We start from the raw sequence: 17890 nt of genomic DNA, 5'->3' as shown, positions 1-17890 counted from the left end.
ACCCGCTCCACCACCACCGCCGCCGCACCCACCACATGCTCACAATTGTCCAGAACCAACAACAACCGCCGCCGACGCAGAAACTCCACCAGGCGCGACAGGGGGTCGTCGGAGGTGAGTTCGGCGGCCCGCATCTCCTCGGCCCCGGCGCCGCGCAGTACGGTCCGCTGGGCGCCGAGGGCGGAGAGGACGGCCTCGGGCACGTTCCGGGGGTCGTCCACGGGGGCGAGTTCGACCAGCCACACCCCGTCGGGGTACGCCTCCGCCGTCCGGGCGCCCGCCTCCTGGGAGAGCCGGGTCTTGCCCGCGCCGCCGGGCCCGATCAGGGTGACGAGACGGGAGCCGCGCAGATCGGCGCGGAGGGCGTCGATATCGTCCTCCCGGCCCACGAACGAGGTGAGCCGGGCCCGCAGATTCCCGGGCGGCGGGACGGCGGAACCCCCGGCCGGTTCCCGTCGGGCGGCACGGCCGGGGTCGGCCCCGTCGGCGGTGGCCGTCGTACGGTCGGGTCCGGCACCGGTGTCCGGCGCCCGCCCGGGGTCGAGCAGTTCCTCGTAGAGACCGCGCAGTTCGGGCCCCGGTTCGGTGCCGAGCCGGTCGGCGAGCCGGACGCGGAACTCCTCGTACGCGGCCAGCGCCTCGGCGGGCCGTCCGGCCGCCCGCAGCGCCCGGACGTGGAGGGCGCGCAACGGCTCGTCCAGCGGCGCCCCGGCGCCCGCGGCAACCAGTTCGGGCAGGGACTCCTCGGCCCGGCCGAGGGCGACCAGGGCGGCGAGCCGGTCCCGGACGGCGGTCCGGCGGCGGATGTCCGCACGGGTGGCCTCGGCCCCTGCGTCGGGGAGGTCGGCCAGCGCCGGGCCCCGCCAGAGCGCCAGGGCCTCTTCAAGTACGATCCCGGCCTTCGCCGGGTCGCCGTCGGCGAGCGCGCGGGCGCCCTCGCCGGTGAGCCGGGTGAAACGGTGCAGATCGATGTCGTCGGGGTCGGCGACCAGCCGGTAACCACCGCCGTCGGCCGCCGATACGACGGCCCCCGCGCCGATCGTCCGCCGCAGCCTGCCCACGAGCGCCTGGAGCGCGCCGGTCGGATCGGCGGGCGGTTCCCCGGCCCAGACCTCGGTGACCAGCGCCCCGACGGGCACGGTCCGCCCGGCGCGGAGGGCGAGCGCGCCGAGCAGCGCGCGCAGCCGGACGCCGCCGAGCGGTACGGGCGTACCGTCGTCGCGGTGGGCCTGGGTGGTGCCGAGTACGGAGTAGCGCACCCGGCCATTCTCCCCGTACGCCCCCGGTGACGGCGCCGGGCTCCGGAACCCGGGGCGTCGCCCGGTCGTTGCCCTCGCGTCGGGCGAGTACGTTCGGTCACCACCCCGTCACGCGATCGTCATGGAATCGGAGCCGTGCCATGAGCAGTCCGTCCGCCCCGTCCCGCCGGATCAGCCCGGTCTTCCTCGGTATCGTCGCGGTCGGCGCGGTCGCGGGCTGGGCGGTCTGGGCGGACGCGCTGCCGGTCGCCGGGTTCGCGGTCTTCGTCTTCGTGACGGCGGCCTGGGTGGTCTCCCTCTGCCTCCACGAGTACGCGCATGCCCGTACGGCGCTGCACAGCGGTGACGCTTCGGTGGTGGACCGGGGCTATCTCACCCTGAATCCGCTGGCCTATACCCATGCGCTGACCAGTGTGATCCTGCCGGTGCTCTTCGTCGTCCTGGGCGGGATCGGCCTGCCGGGCGGTGCGGTCTTCATCGAGCGGGGCCGGATCCGGGGCCGCTGGCGGCACAGTCTGATCTCGGCCGCGGGCCCGCTGACGAACGCGCTCTTCGCCGTGGTGTGTACGGCCCCGTTCTGGCTCGGCGGCCTCGACGGGGTGCCGGTGCTGTTCCGGTTCGCCCTCGGGTTTCTGGCGTTGCTTCAGGTCACAGCGGCGATTCTGAACTTCCTGCCGGTTCCGGGCCTGGACGGGTACGGGGTGATCGAGCCCTGGCTCTCGGCCGCGGCCCGCCGCCGGGTCGCCCCCGTCGCGCCGTACGGGCTGCTGCTCGTCTTCGCCCTGCTGTTCTTCGTGCCCGAGGTGAACCGCGCCTTCTTCGACCTGGTCGACGCGGTCCTGCGGGGGCTGGGAGTGGGCGACCTGGAGACGGCGTGCGGCTATGACTTCTACCGGTTCTGGCGGACGGAGTCACCGGTCTGCGCGAGCCTGGCCTGAGACGGGGACCGCTCCGGGCCGCCCGGGGAAGGGTCCGGCCCCCCGCGCCGGTGGGCGCGGGGGGCCGGAGGTTCGTCCTGCGGTTGTCGACCAGGGATCAGCCGATCCTTCTCACTCCGGCCCAACCGCCCCCGATCACGGTGAAGGGGCCGTTGTCCGCGGCCGTGCCCGCGTAGAAGCGAAGATTGCCATCGCTCATCACCGCCCAAATATCGGGAATGTTGTCGTTGTTGACATCCGGCGTACCCGTCATCTGCGGAATGGCGGCAGCGGTCCAGCCGAAGCCGTATTGGGCATCACTGCCGTGCAGCGAGTTGGCCGCGCTGGCCAGGGAGTTGACATCAGTACCCCCCGCGGCGGCCGGCTTGCCGTGGCGGATGAGCAGCCAGCCAGGAGTTCCGGAGGCGTAGGACCGGTACACCATGTCGGCGCTGCCGTCGCGGTTGAAGTCGCCGACGCTGACGAGGTCACGGCTGGTCCAGGCCGAGGCGCTGAGCTGGATCGCGGAGTCGAACGCGACGCCCGTATAGCCCATGAAAACCCACAGCGCGTCGCCGACGGTAGCGAAGACCTCGGGGTGTTTGTCGTTGGTGATATCGCCGACCGCCAGAATCTGGGTGATCGCCGAGGGAGCCGGGGCACCCGCAGGCATATGCACCTCGACCCGCTTGGTGATGTCGACGCTGCCGTAGCCGTCGCCCCGGTAGACATAGAGTCTGCCGTCGGGCATCCGGGCGACCAGGTCCTGGATGCCGTCACCGCCGACGAAGTCGCCGTTATGGGTGATCAGTGCCGGGTTGGCTCCGTTGGCATCAACCCAGTGGTAGCCGTAGTCGGGCTTGCCATCCTCGTTCTCGTCCGTATCGATCAGCACGCCGTCGTCGTGTGCCGCCGCGATGGAGGCATGCACACTGCCCGAACGCTCGGACGGATAGAGCCGCAGGTCTCCGGTACTGTCAATGGCGTAGAGATCGGCGCTGCCGTCCCCGGTCACATCGCCCGCCGTATCGGATTTTTCGCGTGGCGTCACATAGTGCAGATATTTGGTCGGTGTGACCGACATGTTGCCTGCAGCATCCGCGGTCTTCACATAGAGAATGTTGGGCCCGGCGTTTGGTGGCTCGAGTTCGATACCCACGGAGCCCACGATTACCGAGACGCTGCGCTCGGGAACGTAAGCCTCGCGATTGAAAGACCAGTAGTACTTCGAGAACCTTCCGCTGCCGGGGGCCGGCGTCAGGATGAACTTGCCCTTCGTTCCAAAGGGCCGGGGACTCCACTTGGTGCCGCTCCCATCGTCCTCCGGGAAGTCGACGGACGAGACATCCGGGGCGCCGGGGGCGAGATCGTCGTAGTTGAATCCGCAGGGGGAGCTGCCCGGCGGGCCGTAGGTGGAGAAGACGCCGGCCGCGTCTACCGCGCGCACATGCCAGAAGTAGGTCTTGCCGTTGGCCAACTTGGACTTGTCGACGGTGACATCGGCCCGGCCCCCCGTGGTCGTGGTGCGATGACTATCGATGATCTTGACAGTGCTGCCGGACTGCCAGAGCTGAAAGTGCAGCGCGCTCAGATCGCCGTCAGGGTCGGAACTGGCCGCCGCAAAGGTCAGGTTCCCCTGGCCATAGGTCGGATACAACGGCCCCCGTCCGCAGGCCCTCCCATCGGCCGTGAGCCCGGTGGGTTCCTTGGGCGGCCGGGTGTACTCCATGTCGAGCCGGGGCGCCGACTGCCCTTCAGCGGCGAACTTCTTCCAGGAACTGGGCGGGCGTTCGTCGGTGGCCTGCATGCCGATGACGACTCGGGTGCCGCCGGCGTTGGCCGCCACACTCTGCGCCACAGCTCTGCCGTCGTAGGTGACGTTGGCGTCGGGGCAGGACGAGTTCCAACCGTGCGCGAAGGACTTCCTACCGATGAGCGACAGGGTGTCCGGCTGGTTCGCCCATGTGGTGGCGGAGGAGATGTCGCTGGTGTGCAGCAGATCCATCTCGGCCGGGTTGCACGACCAGGAGTAGGTCTCCCGGAAGGTGAAGGTGGCCCGGGCGATCCGAGCCCCCTTGATACTGCTCTTCCACGTCAGCCGGTAGAAGGAGCGGGAGAGCCCTCTGGTGGTGGTCTCGAAACCCACACGCCCCTCGGTCGTACCGGAGTTGAAGTTCGCGCCGTCCCAGAAGCTGGTGGTCGGATACGTCTGGTAGGCCGTGGTCCAAGCCGCTGTCTTGCCGTAAAGCGGCGGATCGATGAAGACCGGATAGACCGTGCCCTCACCGGACAGCAATTTCCGGTCAGGGGCGATGGAAAGCACCGCCGAGGTGGTTCCGCCACCGGTGAGGGTCGCGTCGGCCGGGGCCTGGCGAGTGCCTATCTGCGGGCCGAGCAGCCCGGTCAGCCCGAAGGTGCCCTCGGTCTTCGCGCTCTTGTCGAGCGGGGGTTCGCCCTGGGTGACGGCGGGCTTGCCGCTGGAGTCCCACATGAAGGGGCTCGGGGAGCCGCCGACCTCGGCGCCAGCGCCGTCCCGGACGGTGAGGACGTCATTGGTGTCGTCGAGGGAGAAGGTCAGTTCGGGCGAGGAGAGTCGGTACGAGATCTTCGCCAGCGCCGGGTCGGCCGCCGCCTCGGCTGTGTGCACGATCAGGACGTGGGTGAAGCCGGTGTCCCGGGCGGTCAGCAGCAGATCGACGTCCTTGAGGACGTTCCGGTAGAGCGCCGCGGCGCCGTCGATCTCGGGCTCCGGCAGCGGGCCGGGCCAGCCGACGGTGAGTTCCTTGCCCTCGGCTGTGAAGGTGGCCAGATCGGTGTACTTCACCTGGCCGACCGGGCGGGCGGGGCTGGTCAGGGGCAGCCGGGCATAACCCCGGCTACTGCGCTGACCCTCGCCCTTCCCCTTGCCCGAGTGGAAGACGACCGGGTTGACGGTGGCCTTGGGGCGCCAGCCGCGCTCGGTGCGCTCCAGGGTGGTGTCGACGGACTTCCACTCGCCGTCGACCCGGGCCCGGATCGGCGCCGAGTGGGCCGAGAGCCGGAACTTCCCGTTCGGCAGGGCGAGCGTGGTCGAGGTCTCGTCCCGCAGGGCGAGCACCTCCACCGGCTTCCCGGTGCGCAGCGCCTCCGCCTGGGCCGCCTTCTCGTCCAGCGGTTTCTCACCCGCACGGGCGCGGTCAGCCTGCGCGGGTGCCTTCGCCTCTGGTGTCGCCGATTCCGTCTCGCTATCGGATATCAGCAGCGTGGCGGCCAGGGCCGCCGCCAGCATGGCCGCGACCCCCGCCGTGGCTCTTCGGGGCAGTCCCCGGATGAGACGTGGACGTTCCACGATTCTGGAATCCCCTCCCCTGAACGGCGGCCTTCCCGCGACGGACACAGCCGAGCGGGGCGGAGCGCCATGTCACCCTCCATTTCTCCCCCATTCGGCCAGGACAGCTGCAAGCTCCGCCGAGAGAGAGCGCCAGCCAGCATGCCCCGGTGAAACAAAGTTGTGTACAGCCCGCGACTATCACGCGGTGATGTCCTCACAAAATTTTCAGACACATCGGGGAACACTTAAGGACAGGCCGGTCGTTCCCATCGGGGCAGCATCCCGCGACGCCTTGCGAGTCAAATGCCGAAGTCCGGGATCAACCGCTCACCCATGACACGAATCAGCCTGAACTTTACCCCATATACCCGACTTAAGCGCATTGGGTTTCAATTCACCCGAGCAAGGGTCTTTTATCCGATTCTTCGGACGTTCCCTTTCGCTTCTCTCTCTACACGCGACATTCCATGACCCTTCTCACACTGAACGAGAACGCGTCATTGACGAGACTGCGCGAATTCCCCCAGGATGCGGCGACCGCAGACATGTCAGGTGTGGGGTCTGACCTTTTCCCCGCGCCCGAAAACGGAATTCAGACGTTGGGGGAGGGCTACGGCCGTCGTGGGGACATCACTGTCGTGGAGTGGCCGGGGGAGACTCCCGGGCACCAGAGCTGAAAGAAGCCGCCGATGGCGGCTACGCGCCGGCGTCATCACGCTGGTCTCCCTGGCCCTGACCGCGAGTCTGGTGCCGGGGGCGAGCGCCCTGCCTCCCCCCGTCGACCGGGCCGGAGTGCAACTGGTCGACATTCCGGACACCACGCCGGTACCCGGGGTGGACGGCGGAAACCTCGACCGGCTGACCACTGCCGAGATTCCGACAGAGCCGGAATACGAACCGAAGAAGACGGCGGTCCCGGTATCGGTGCCCCCCGCCGCCCGGACTCTCACGGCTCTGACACCGGGGCAGACCGTGCCCATCGGCACCACTCCCCTCGAAGTCGGCGCCCCTCAGGGCGCGACGCCCGCCGAGGCCGCCGCACTGGAAGGCAGCTGGCAGGTCGCGCTGACCGACCAGGCCCAGACCGAGGCGCGGAACATCGAGGGCTTCGCCTTCACCGTCACCCCACCGTCGACCGCGACGGGCAATGCGGTGGTGGCGCTGGACTACACCGACTTCGCCGAGCTGTACGGGGCGAACTGGGCCGACCGCCTGAACATTCTCCAGTTCCCGAGCTGCTTCCTCACGACTCCCGAAGTCGACGCCTGCTCGGAACCGGTCGAGGTCGACACCCGGAACGTCGTCAAGCCCAAGACCGGTGATGCCGCCGGCGACAATGTCATCGACGGCGAGCGCCAGATCGAGGCGACCATCAATGTCGCGTCCCTGACCGATCCGGTCACCCCGCCGGTCCCGGCGGCCCGCGCGATGAACGCCAGGACCGCGGCGGCGCCGATGACCGCCATGGCCGCCGCCTCGGCCGGCTCCTCGGTCCTGGTCGCCACATCCAGCGGCAGCGGCGCGAAGGGCGACTTCGCGGCGACCCCGATCCCCAGCGCCGGCTCGTGGTCCGCGGGTAACGGCGCGGGAGCGTTCACCTACAGCTACGCGATGCAGGCCCCCGCGGTACAGGGCGGCCCCGTACCCTCACTGGGCTTCAGCTACAACTCCCAGGCCGTGGACGGCGCCACCTCCGCCACGAACAACCAGCCGTCGTGGATCGGTGACGGCTGGGACTACAACCCCGGCTCCATCACCCGGACCTACAAGTCCTGCCGGGACGACCGAACCGGCGGCAACAACGCCAACCTGAAGAGATCCGACCTGTGCTGGGGCTCGTACAACGCAGTCCTGACCCTGGGCGGGGCGACGACGGAGCTGGTGCTGGACGACTCCGACAAGGCCACACCCCACTCGGACAAGTGGGTGACCGCCAACGGCGACGGCTCCAAGGTCGAGCTGGTCAAGCGGCCCGGTACCCAGAACGACGATGAGAACCGCACCGAAAGCCCCGAGTACTGGAAAGTCACCACGCGGGACGGCACCCAGTACTGGTTCGGCCGCCACAAGTTACCGGGCCACTCGGCGGGCAAGGAGACCACCGACTCGGTCCTCACCGTCCCGGTCTCCGGGAACCAGCCGGGGGAGCCCTGCTACAACGCGACCTACGCCAACTCCTTCTGCTATCAGGCATGGCGCTGGAATCTCGACTACGTCGTGGATGTCCACGGCAACGCCATGTCCCTGTGGTGGCAGAAGGAAGTCAACCACTACTCGCGGAATCTCAAGTTCAAAACACCGGTCAGCTACGACCGCGGTGGCTATCTGACCCGGATCGACTACGGCCAGCGTGACGACACCATCTACACGGCGGCCCCCGTCGCCCGCGTCGAGTTCTCCGTCGACGAACGGTGCTACATCGAGGGCGCCACGCAGTGTTCCGATACCAACTTCACCTCTGGTGACTGGGCGAAGAATCGCATCTGGTACGACACTCCGGCCGATCTGTTCTGCTCCGGCGCCAGAGGCAAGGAGTGCTTCGTACCGATACCCAGTTTCTGGTCCCGCAAGCGCCTCGCCGCAGTCACCACGTACGCCCAGCGCGTCCAGGGCTCCACGGCCCTCTCCAAGGTGGACAACTGGAAGCTGGTCCAGTCACTGCCGCACGAGAAGACCGACGAGGGCACGGCGCTCTGGCTGAACTCCATCACCCGTACTGGCTACGGCGTCAATGACACCGAAGGCGTACGACTCCCCGCGGTCAGTTTCATCGCCAACACCCAGTCGATGCCCAACCGAGTAAAACAGGTCATCCAATCGGGTCCGAACGCGGGCAGCAAGGATACCAACCCCGTATTCGACCGACTCCGCATCAGCCGGGTCGTCAACGAATACGGCGGCGAGACCGTCGTCACCTACAACACTCCGACCGGGGCCTGCCAGAGCGGTGAGAACTTCCCCGCCACCCATGACAACACCGGACTCTGCTTCCCGGCGTACTGGCACCCCGACCCGGACAAAGCCGACGAGACGATCAGCTGGTTCAACAAGTACGTCCTCGCCAAGGTCGAGGAGCTGCCGAACGTTCGCGGCGTCGAGCCGACATCGACGACGTTCGAGTACGACGAGAGCAGCGCGGCCAAGCGCAAGGGCGCCGGCTGGGCCCTCAATCAGACCGAGTTCTCGAAGAAGAAGACCCGAACCTACGACCAGTGGCGCGGCTACGAGATCGTCCGCACCATCAGTGGCGCCGACTCGGCCCATCCGTTTACCGGCAGCGAGCGGTCCATGACGGAGACCCGCTATTTCCGGGGCATGGACGGCGATCCGCTCCCGGGGGCCGGCAGCCCCGTCCGCACCATCACGGTCAAGGACAGCCAGGGCTACGACATCGCCCGCGACCTCCTGCCCTACCAGGGCCGGGTCGCCGAGAGCATGATGTACACCAAGGTCGGCGGAACGGTGCTCAACCGAGACGTCGACTACCCCTGGCACAAGGTCCTGGCGACCCGGGCCCGAGGCGACGGCATCCCGGACCTCAAGGCATATCGCGTCATGGAGAGCTACAGCGTCAGCGTGTCGCTGGCCTCCGGCACCCGTGTGGACAGCAATCCGCACACCGACGACGACGATCGCACCTGGCGAACCGTGCGCACGTCCACCCAGTACGACGGTGTCTACGACCTGCCGATCAGCGTGGAGTCACAAGGCGATACCGGCCGGACCGGCGACGAGACGTGCACACGGATGGAGTACGTCCACAACTCCGCCAAGCATATGATCGGCCTCTCCAAGCAGGCCCTGACCACTGCTGGACTCTGCCCGGCCGCAGGCGTCGAACCAGCCGCCTCCACCTGGATGTCCGGCTCCCGTATCACGTACGACAAGCTCGCGTTCGGCGCCGCTCCCTCCCTCGGCCGGGCCACCACCACCTGGACGGTCAGCAAGGACGGCGGGACCTGGGACAAGGACTCCGAGGTCAGCTACGACGCGCAGGCGCGTCCCGTCAGCGCGACGGACGCGGCGGGCAACACCACCACGACCGAATACACCCCCGCGACCGGACAGCTCTTCTCGGTCAAGACCACCAACGCCAAACAGCACACCTCCACCAGCCTGCTGGAGCCCGGTCGCGGCAACGCGGTGAAGCAGACCGATCCCAACGGCCGGAGCACGACCTTCGAGTACGACGGGCTCGGCCGCACCGTCAAGGCATGGGGCCCGACGGACTCGGCGGACCGGCCGGCGGGGATCTTCCATTACCACGCGGTGGCCGGAGAGCCTCTCTCCGTGCAGTCCCAGGCCCTCACGGAGGGCTCCGAATACATCGACTCGTATGTGTTCTACGACGGGCTGGGCCGAGAGCGGCAGCGGCAGGAACCCGCTGTCGGCAAGGGGCGGCTGATCACCGATATCCTCTACGGCCCGAACGGGACGATCACCCGGACCAACAACGGCTACTACGCCGCCGGTGATCCCCAGCGGGTGATGTACGAGCCGACCGACGCCTCCGACACCAAGATTCCCAACGCCACCCTGTACAAGTACGACGGCCTGGGGCGGGTACTTCAGGAGACACCGTACGAGGCTGGAGCGGAGAAGCCGGAGAAGGCTTCGCGGTCGGAGTTCGGCTACGACTACTCGGTGGCGATCGAGCCCACCGGCGCGGCCTCCCAGCGCTCCTACAGCGACGCACTCGGCCGCACTGTCCGCGTGGACACCTTCACCGATCCCGCCCGAACCGCGTTCCGCTCGACCGCGTTCAGCTACGACGCGCGCGGTGACATGACGTCGGCTAAGGACCCCAAGGGCAACGTCTGGTCGTGGGCTTACGACGTACGGGGCCGGTTGAAGTCAGCCACGGACCCGGACACGGGTACCAGCACCACCGAGTACGACATCGCCGACCGTCCCGTCCTCACCACCGACGCCCGGGGCGTCAAGGTCTGGATGAAGTACGACGAGCTGTCCCGCCCGATCGAGCAGCGGCTCAACAACAGCACGGGCGGCCTGCTGGAGACCAGCACCTACGACACGGTCGCCGGCGCCGTCGGCCTACAGGCCAGCTCCACCCGCTACACCGACAACCTCCCCTACACCAGTGAGGTCACCGGCTACAACGCCGACTACCAGCCGACCGGTACCAAGCTCACGCTGCCGCCCTCCGTCGCGACCGCCCACGGACTCAAGCCGAGCTACGCGTACACCTTCGGGTACACCAGGTACGGGCAGCTCAGGGAGACCGGACTTCCCGAAGCCGGTGGGCTGGCGGCGGAGAAGATCATCACCCGCTTCAACACGGAAGGGCTTCCGGTCTCCACGTCCGGCAAGGAGTGGTACACCACCGACGCCGAGTACAGCGTCTACGGCCAGGTCGTGCGCACCGTCAGCGGAAGCCTCCCGAACCGGGTGTGGACCACCAATATCTTCAACGAGAGCACCGGCGCGCTGGAGCAGAACATCGTCGACCGCGAATCGACGAGCGACACCAGCACGGTGACCGGGACCCGGGTCAACGCCCGCTCCTACGAGTACGACCAGGCGGGCAATGTCACCTCCGTCGCGGACCGCTGGAACGCGGTGACCGACCGGCAGTGCTTCACCTACGACCCCATCGGCCAGCTCACTCAGGCATGGACCGCGCCCAACACCTGTCAGGCACCCGGCAAGCAGGGCGCCGCGCCGGAGTACCCGGACGGGACGAAGAACGTCACCGCCGCGAACGCGGGCTACTGGCAGTCGTACAGCTACGACGAGCTGGGCCAGCGGACCAAGCTGGTGAAGCACGACCCGGCGGGTGATGCCACCAAGGACGCCGCCACCACCTACACCTACGGCAAGGCCGACGGCACCCAGCCCCACACCCTCACCGCCACCTCCACCGTCTTCAAGAACGAGGCGGGCGCGCAGATCACCAAACCCTCCGTCCGCACCTACGACCAGTCGGGCAATATGACCGCCCGTACGGACGGCGGCGTCGGCCAGACCCTGACCTGGACCTGGGACGGCAAGCCGGAGAAGGTCACCGGATTCGGAGAGGGCTCCGGTGCCTGGGTCAACCGGAACAAGGGCTGCCTCGATCTCTCCGGCAGCCTGACAGTCGCCGGAACACCGATCCAGCAGTTCACCTGCAACGGCAGCCCCGCGCAGAAGTTCCGTATCGACGCGACCGTGGCCGACCCGACCGTGGGCGCGCTGAAGGTGGCGGGCAAGTGCGCGGTGCCCGCGGGCGGCGGCACGGCCAACGGCACCGCGGTGGTCATCGCCGATTGCAACGGCACCACCGCCCAACAATGGACCGTTGTCGCCGACGGTGAGAAGCTCAAACACGTCACCTCCGGCAGATGCCTGACCGCGCCCAACACCACTGCCGGCACCGATCTAGTGCTGGGAACCTGCGACAACACGCCCGCAGCGGTTCCGACGCAGTCGTGGAAGCCGGCCGACGAAACCCGATACATCTACGGCCCCGGTGGCGAACGGCTCATGGCCATCACCGAGGGCGAATCCACACTCTTCCTCGGCGACACCACCGTCGCCACCAGCAACGGCCAGCACTCCCACACCGAGCGCTACTACGCCCAGCCCGGGGCGCCGACCGTCATGCGCCATATTCGCGGGAACGGTTCGAGCGAACTCTCGGCACAGATCTCCGACCATCAGGGCACGGCCCATATCGATGTCGGCCTGGGCGGCGGAAGCCCGGTCAGGTTCGCCAAGAAGGACCCCTTCGGCGTCAGCCGCTCGGAGAACCCCGACTGGCGCTCCCACAAGGGCTACATCGGCGGCGACGACGACGCGTCAACCGGCCTGGTCCACTTGGGCGCCCGTGAGTACGAACCGGCCACCGGCCGCTTCATCTCCGCCGACCCGCTGCTGGACCTCGGCGACCCCGTCCAGATCAATGCCTACACCTACAGCGAGAACAACCCGGTCACCTTCGCTGACCCGAGCGGACTGAAGTCCGCGGACGTCGGCAGTAGCGCCGGCGGCTCGATGAGTGGGTACGGCGGCGACGCCTACGGGGGCCCGTCTCAGGATGAACTGGCCTGGGCCAGGGCGCAGATGAGCGTCACACTGTACGACGTCATCTGGAATGTTCTTTGGCAGTCCTTCCAAGATCTCTTCAACATTAGCGACGCGGTCGGCTGCTTCACTCGGGCTAGTTTCAGCGGTTGCTTCAATGTGATCTTCGACCTTCTTCCGCTGAAGAAGGCGTACAAACTGGTCAAGACGATCTGGTCGACGATCGGCAAGGCCAGAAAGGCCACTTCAGCCTTCCATAAAGCCCAAGAAGAAGCCCGGAGGGTAATCGAAGCGGCGAAGCGGGCCCAAGAAGCGGCACGAAAGGCAGCAGAGGCCAAGAAGGCCGCAGCAAAGAAGGCTGCCCAGATCGCGAAAAAGAAGGCAGAACAGGCAAAGCTGAGAGCCGATAAGAAATCGGCCCAGAAAACAGGCAATCCCGTCCAGAAGGAAAAGAAGGTCCAAGCCAAGAAGGCGGAAAAACCAACCAACAGGGCAAGGGCCAGCTCCAAGGAAGACACCCCCAGCAAGAGCCGACGCTCCGCCTCCAGCAGCAACGAATCCGGCCAGAGCTGCGACGACAACAGCTTCACCCCAGGCACGCTCGTCCTGATGGCGGACGGCACGACCAAACCGATCGAAGAAGTCAAGAACGGCGACAAGGTCCTTGCCACGGATCCCGAGACTGGTGAGACGGCAGTCGAGACGGTCGTCTCGGAGATCCGAGGCGAGGGCCAGAAGAACCTCGTCGAGGTCACCATCGACACCGACGGGTCCGGGGGCTCGGCCACGGCGACCGTCACCGCGACGGACGGCCACCCCTTCTGGGTACCGGAGCTGAAGGAGTGGATTGACGCCACCGATCTGGCACCGGGTGACTGGCTGCGCACTGGATCCGGCACGTTCGTTCAGATCGCTGCGGTCGAACGCCGGACAGCTCAGGCTACGGTGCACAACCTCACGGTCGGCGATCTTCACACGTACTATGTGCTGGCGGAGGCCACACCGCTCCTGGTTCACAATTGCCGTGGCGCCCGGTTCGAAGTTGATTCCAGCGGGGTTGTGAGTGACCTAGAAAACCCGGTCACAGCCACAGTTCCGTACAATCGCGCTACACACTACGGCGGCTCCCAGACAGATGGCCCCGGTGGCCGTGCGGCACGAGCGGCAGCTGAGGGCCAGCCGTGCCCGGAGTGCGGCGCCACGATGGCATCAGGAACTGCTCATTCCCCTGTTCCTGAGCATGACCCGCCACTCGTTCTCCACTACTATCGCGGCGGTGGGTCAGAAATGACGAACGCAGAACGAAGAGCATACGCGAGAAACGATGGCATCAATGGGGCTGCATGTTGGCCTTGCCAGCGATCACAAGGGGCCGAAATGGCGAAGGTCTCCAAGGCAATAAAAAGGAATTTGAGACTATGACCGAAGACAGCGGAAGATTGTCGGCCCTGGAGCGACATGTCCGCAGGTTCTGGGATGGTCATATCGTGGAATCTGCCTCCTGGGTTCGTGGACCGATCCTGGATCGCGTTCCGCACTTCGCCACCTATCAGATCTACCCCCAGCACGCTGGCGAGGCCTGGGTCTACGTGACAGTCGGGTCCTCTGTACGCGGACCCAAACTCGGCAGAATTGAATTCTTCATGATGTCGCCCGTAAAGTCAGAAATACACTCGGAAACGCTGGCAATGGTGAGTCACTATCACTCATTCGAGGCCCATCAACTGAACGTTGGATCGGTCGTTAATATTGGCCGACCTTGGATGCCGGATTCGCGCATGGATCACCTTTTGGCGTGCCTTCCGTACCCCTATGGACCTGAACTCGAATGGTCCCCGAAAGAAGCAGGTGGCGCGCGATTCTTGTGGCTGCTCCCCATCCACAAGAGCGAGGCCGATTTCATCAAGCGCGAGACTCTTGATGAATTCGAATCCATGATGGACGCCGAAGGGGTAAACGTATTGGATCCCAATAGAGATCCGATTACCTGAGGCCATCCATTTCGCTTCACAGACCGCATTCAAATCGGAAGCAGTAAACTTCAGGCGCCCCATTGCACTCAACGGTGGGGCACCTGAAGTGCTTGACTATAACTCCACAAGAACACCCCCAAGCCCGGCGGTCATTCAAAAAATCCAAAGAAAGCAGCCCCAGGCCTCACAGCCGCAACGAAAGAAACTGCAGGCAATTCGCGAGGCAAACTTCTACTACCTAAGGCAGCCGATCAGTTGACGGGCTCACGGCGAAAAAAGCTGGGAATTATAGCGACTGTGGGACTTTTCGGCCTTTCGGCGTGTACCGGAGTCGGAGGCGGGGGCCCAGAGGGGGCCGGAGTCACGGTTCCTGTGCGTACCGGCCCCACCGCCGGGCCCGTTTCCAAGGACGCGCTCGGGAAGGCCGTCGTCGGGGCCGTGCCCGGGCACAAGGTCGCCGGCGCCGCCGGGGTGGCCGGGAAGGACGTGCGGGTCGCGGAGGACGACGAAGCGTGTCTGCCCGTCGCGCACGCGCTCGCCGGGGTCGCGCTCGGGAAGCCGGAGTCGGTGTCCGGGCAGGCGCTGAGCGGGGACGGGGTGGAGACCGTCGTGACGCTGGGGCTGTACGACCGGGACGGCGGGCCCGCCGTGATGGACGGGCTCGCCGAGGCGCTCAGGAAGTGCGCGGGCGGGTTCCAGGTCACCGTGCGCGGTGGCGAGCAGCGGGTGGCGAAGGTGGTCGCGGAGGTCGCGCCGCAGGGGGCCGAGCAGGCGATGGCGTTCGGGGCCGAGGTCACTCGCGAGGGGAGGACCGTGCCCGTGAAGGTGGTGGTGTTCCGCAAGGGGTACACCGTCGGTCAGCTCACCGCCACCGCCACCGCCACCGGGACCGGCACGAAGGACTTCGTCTTTCCGGTGAAGGTGTTCGAGGCGCAGATCATCCGGCTGGCGTGACCGTTCGACGGCCCGTCACCAGCGTTCCGGCGGCGGGGACGTCAGATGGTCCACGAGCCGGGCGACCCGGTCGCGGAAGGTGCGGCGGCCCCGGACCGGCAGGGGGTGGCCGTTCTCGCCCGCCGCCGCGCTGACCAGGTGCTGGACGGTGTCGAGGTCGATGCCGTCGGTGCCGGGGGCGACCGTCAGGGATTCATGGGCGAGGGCCAGGACGTCCCGGTCGCCCGTGTCGAGGGTGAAGAGGGTGACTCCGGCGCGGCGGGCGGCTTCGAGGTCGGTGAGGAGGGTGTCGCCGGGGCGGTCGGGGGCGACCAGGAGCAGGGTCTCGCCGCGCCGGGCCCGGTGGAGCCGGGCGGGGCCGACGGCGAGATGGGGCGGGTCCCCGGGGCGGGCGCGGTGGCGGATCAGGGTGGGGGCGAGTTCGGTCCGGCCCGACCAGGCTGCCTCGTCGACGAGATGGGCGGCGAGGTGCCACGGCTCGTACTCCTCGGTGCCGAGCAGCAGGAGCCCTTCGCCGCGTGGGGACACCGAGCCCCGGAGCGCGCCCGCGAACCGGCGGGCCGCGCCCGGCCACTCGGTGCCCGCCAGTACCTCGCGCAGTAGCGCCACCCGTACAGCGTCCATGGGGCCGCATCCTGTCCCGGGGCGCGTACGGGGGGTGGCGCTATCACCGCGACTCACCCGTACGAGGGGTGCTACCTGCGAGTAGGGTCGGCTTATGACTTCCACTGACAGCAATGCCAAGCCCGCTCCGAAGGACCCCTGGGAGCTGCCCGATGTGTCGGGACTCGTGGTCGGGGTCCTGGGTGGGACCGGGGATCAGGGGCGGGGGCTGGCCTACCGGTTCGCCCTGGCCGGGCAGAAGGTGATCATCGGTTCGCGCTCCGCCGAGCGGGCCGGATCGGCGGCGGCCGAGCTGGGGCTCGGGGTCGAGGGCGCCGACAACGCGGAGTGCGCCCGGCGCAGCGATGTGGTGATCGTGGCCGTGCCGTGGGACGGGCACGCCGCGACGCTGGAGTCGCTCCGCGCGGAGCTGGCCGGGAAGCTGGTGATCGACTGTGTCAATCCGCTGGGCTTCGACAAGAAGGGCGCGTACGCGCTGAAGCCGGCCGAGGGCAGCGCCGCCGAGCAGGCCGCCGCGCTGCTGCCGGATTCGCGGGTGACGGCGGCGTTCCACCATCTCTCCGCCGTTCTCCTTCAGGACGCGTCGGTCGAGGAGATCGATACCGATGTGATGGTGCTGGGCGAGTCGCGGGCCGATACGGATGTCGTCCAGGCGCTGACGGCCCGGATTCCGGGGATGCGGGGGGTCTTCGCGGGGCGGCTGCGCAACGCGCATCAGGTGGAGTCGCTGGTGGCGAATCTGATCTCGGTGAACCGGCGGTACAAGGCGCACGCCGGGCTGCGGGTCACCGACGTATAAGGACAGATAAGAAGGGGACGGAGTACGGCGGGCCCGCCCGCCCGGGGCCCGGCCCGGCCCGTGCGCCCGCCCGTGCGGAAGGTCCCCGTCCGCGCGGACCCGCCGTACGGGGCCGGGCGGGGCATGGGGGACACTGGACCGTACGCCGCGTTCGCGCGTCCGACCGCTCGACCGTCCGATCAGGAGCCCTCCCCCATGCCCCGCCTCGCCGTCTACACGCTCGCCGCCTGTCTGCTCGCCGTGGTCGCCGCTGTGGTCTCGTTCGTCCAGGGCATGTGGATCGGCGTCGTCTGGGTGCTGCTGGCCGGTCTCTCGTCCAATATGACCTGGTACTACATCAAGCGGGGCAAGGCCGAGCGCGCCACCGGCTGAAGGGCCCCGCGACCCGGGCCACGGGTACGAAAACCGGTTGCCCGGGCCCCCGGGTCGGGCGGACGATGACGCGTTGTGCCCCCCAAGCTCTCCGCGATACTCCCCGATCTCGCGCCCTGGCGCTCCTCCCGTGACTTCCGGCTGCTCTGGCTCCAGGGGCTGATCACCTACTTCGGCAGTTTCATGGCGATGATCGCCCTGCCGTTGCAGATCAAGGACCTCACCGAGTCCCCGCTGGCGGTGGGGGCGATGGGCGCGGTCGAGCTGGTGCCGCTGGTGGTGTTCGGGCTGTACGGCGGCGCGCTGGCGGACGCCATGGACCGCCGGAAGCTGATTCTGTGGACGGAGGCCGGGCTCGGGCTGCTGGCGCTGATCCTGCTGGTCAACGCGATGCTGCCGAAGCCGATGCTGTGGCCGCTGTATGTGGTGGCGGCCGGGGTCTCGGCGCTGGCCGGGCTCCAGCGCCCGGCGATCGACTCGCTGATCGCCCGGATCGTGCCGCACGACCAGCAGACCGCGGCGGCGGCGCTGAACGCGCTGCGCTGGCAGGCGGGGGCGATCGTCGGGCCGTCGGTGGCCGGTGTGGTGGTGGCGTACGCGGGCCATCCGGCGGCGTACGCCGTCACGGTGCTGACGTTCACGGTCTCCGTACTGCT

At 67.8% G+C, this 17890-nt stretch carries 10 protein-coding genes; 7 read left to right on the top strand and 3 right to left on the bottom strand.

Going from position 1 to position 17890, the window contains the following annotated elements; translation table 11 throughout:
- Nucleotides 1–1259, bottom strand: a 1259-nt coding sequence (locus tag AB0G74_RS33060; RefSeq protein ID WP_361154047.1) for a BTAD domain-containing putative transcriptional regulator, incomplete at its 3' end; no start/stop codon positions are given.
- 140 nt (nucleotides 1260–1399) lie between these two features.
- On the opposite strand from AB0G74_RS33060, the gene AB0G74_RS33055 reads away from it, so the two are divergent.
- Nucleotides 1400–2197, top strand: coding sequence for a site-2 protease family protein (locus AB0G74_RS33055; protein WP_361154044.1), 798 nt, complete (start codon nucleotides 1400–1402; stop codon nucleotides 2195–2197).
- A 97-nt stretch (nucleotides 2198–2294) separates the two neighbouring features.
- Here AB0G74_RS33055 and AB0G74_RS33050 read toward each other — a convergent pair whose 3' ends face one another.
- Nucleotides 2295–5504 (bottom strand): VCBS repeat-containing protein, encoded by a 3210-nt coding sequence (locus tag AB0G74_RS33050; protein ID WP_361154041.1) that lies wholly within the window; start codon nucleotides 5502–5504, stop codon nucleotides 2295–2297.
- 729 nt (nucleotides 5505–6233) lie between these two features.
- Between AB0G74_RS33050 and AB0G74_RS33045 the strand changes: the two genes are divergently transcribed.
- From AB0G74_RS33045 to AB0G74_RS33035, 3 genes are all read left to right on the top strand, one after another.
- Complete coding sequence (locus AB0G74_RS33045; RefSeq protein ID WP_361154038.1) at nucleotides 6234–13934, top strand: polymorphic toxin-type HINT domain-containing protein; 7701 nt, start codon at nucleotides 6234–6236, stop codon at nucleotides 13932–13934.
- On the top strand, nucleotides 13931–14503 hold the full coding sequence (locus tag AB0G74_RS33040; RefSeq protein ID WP_361154036.1) for a suppressor of fused domain protein: 573 nt from the start codon (nucleotides 13931–13933) through the stop codon (nucleotides 14501–14503). Before AB0G74_RS33045 ends, AB0G74_RS33040 begins: the two co-directional genes overlap by 4 nt.
- 354 nt (nucleotides 14504–14857) lie before the next feature.
- Nucleotides 14858–15439: a hypothetical protein gene (locus tag AB0G74_RS33035; protein WP_361154033.1), complete on the top strand. Its 582-nt coding sequence runs from the start codon at nucleotides 14858–14860 to the stop codon at nucleotides 15437–15439.
- A gap of 15 nt (nucleotides 15440–15454) precedes the next feature.
- Here the strand turns inward: AB0G74_RS33035 and AB0G74_RS33030 are convergent, their stop codons facing one another.
- The gene (locus tag AB0G74_RS33030; protein WP_361154030.1) at nucleotides 15455–16063 is read right to left on the bottom strand and encodes a hypothetical protein; all 609 of its coding nucleotides are present in this window, start codon (nucleotides 16061–16063) and stop codon (nucleotides 15455–15457) included.
- 94 nt (nucleotides 16064–16157) lie between these two features.
- Between AB0G74_RS33030 and npdG the strand changes: the two genes are divergently transcribed.
- The 3 genes from npdG to AB0G74_RS33015 all read left to right on the top strand — a co-directional run.
- Nucleotides 16158–16862, top strand: a complete 705-nt coding sequence (npdG, locus tag AB0G74_RS33025) for an NADPH-dependent F420 reductase (RefSeq protein ID WP_361154028.1) — start codon at nucleotides 16158–16160, stop codon at nucleotides 16860–16862.
- A 123-nt stretch (nucleotides 16863–16985) separates the two neighbouring features.
- Entirely contained in the window at nucleotides 16986–17234 is a 249-nt protein-coding gene (locus AB0G74_RS33020; RefSeq protein WP_361154026.1) for a hypothetical protein, read from the top strand.
- Nucleotides 17235–17309: 75 nt separating this feature from the next.
- On the top strand, nucleotides 17310–17890 hold a 581-nt coding region (locus tag AB0G74_RS33015; protein WP_361154024.1), incomplete at its 3' end, for an MFS transporter.

The sequence above is a fragment of the Streptomyces sp. NPDC020875 genome (assembly GCF_040641415.1).
Taxonomy (GTDB): domain Bacteria; phylum Actinomycetota; class Actinomycetes; order Streptomycetales; family Streptomycetaceae; genus Streptomyces.
This window is presented reverse-complemented; position numbering and strand designations above follow the sequence as displayed.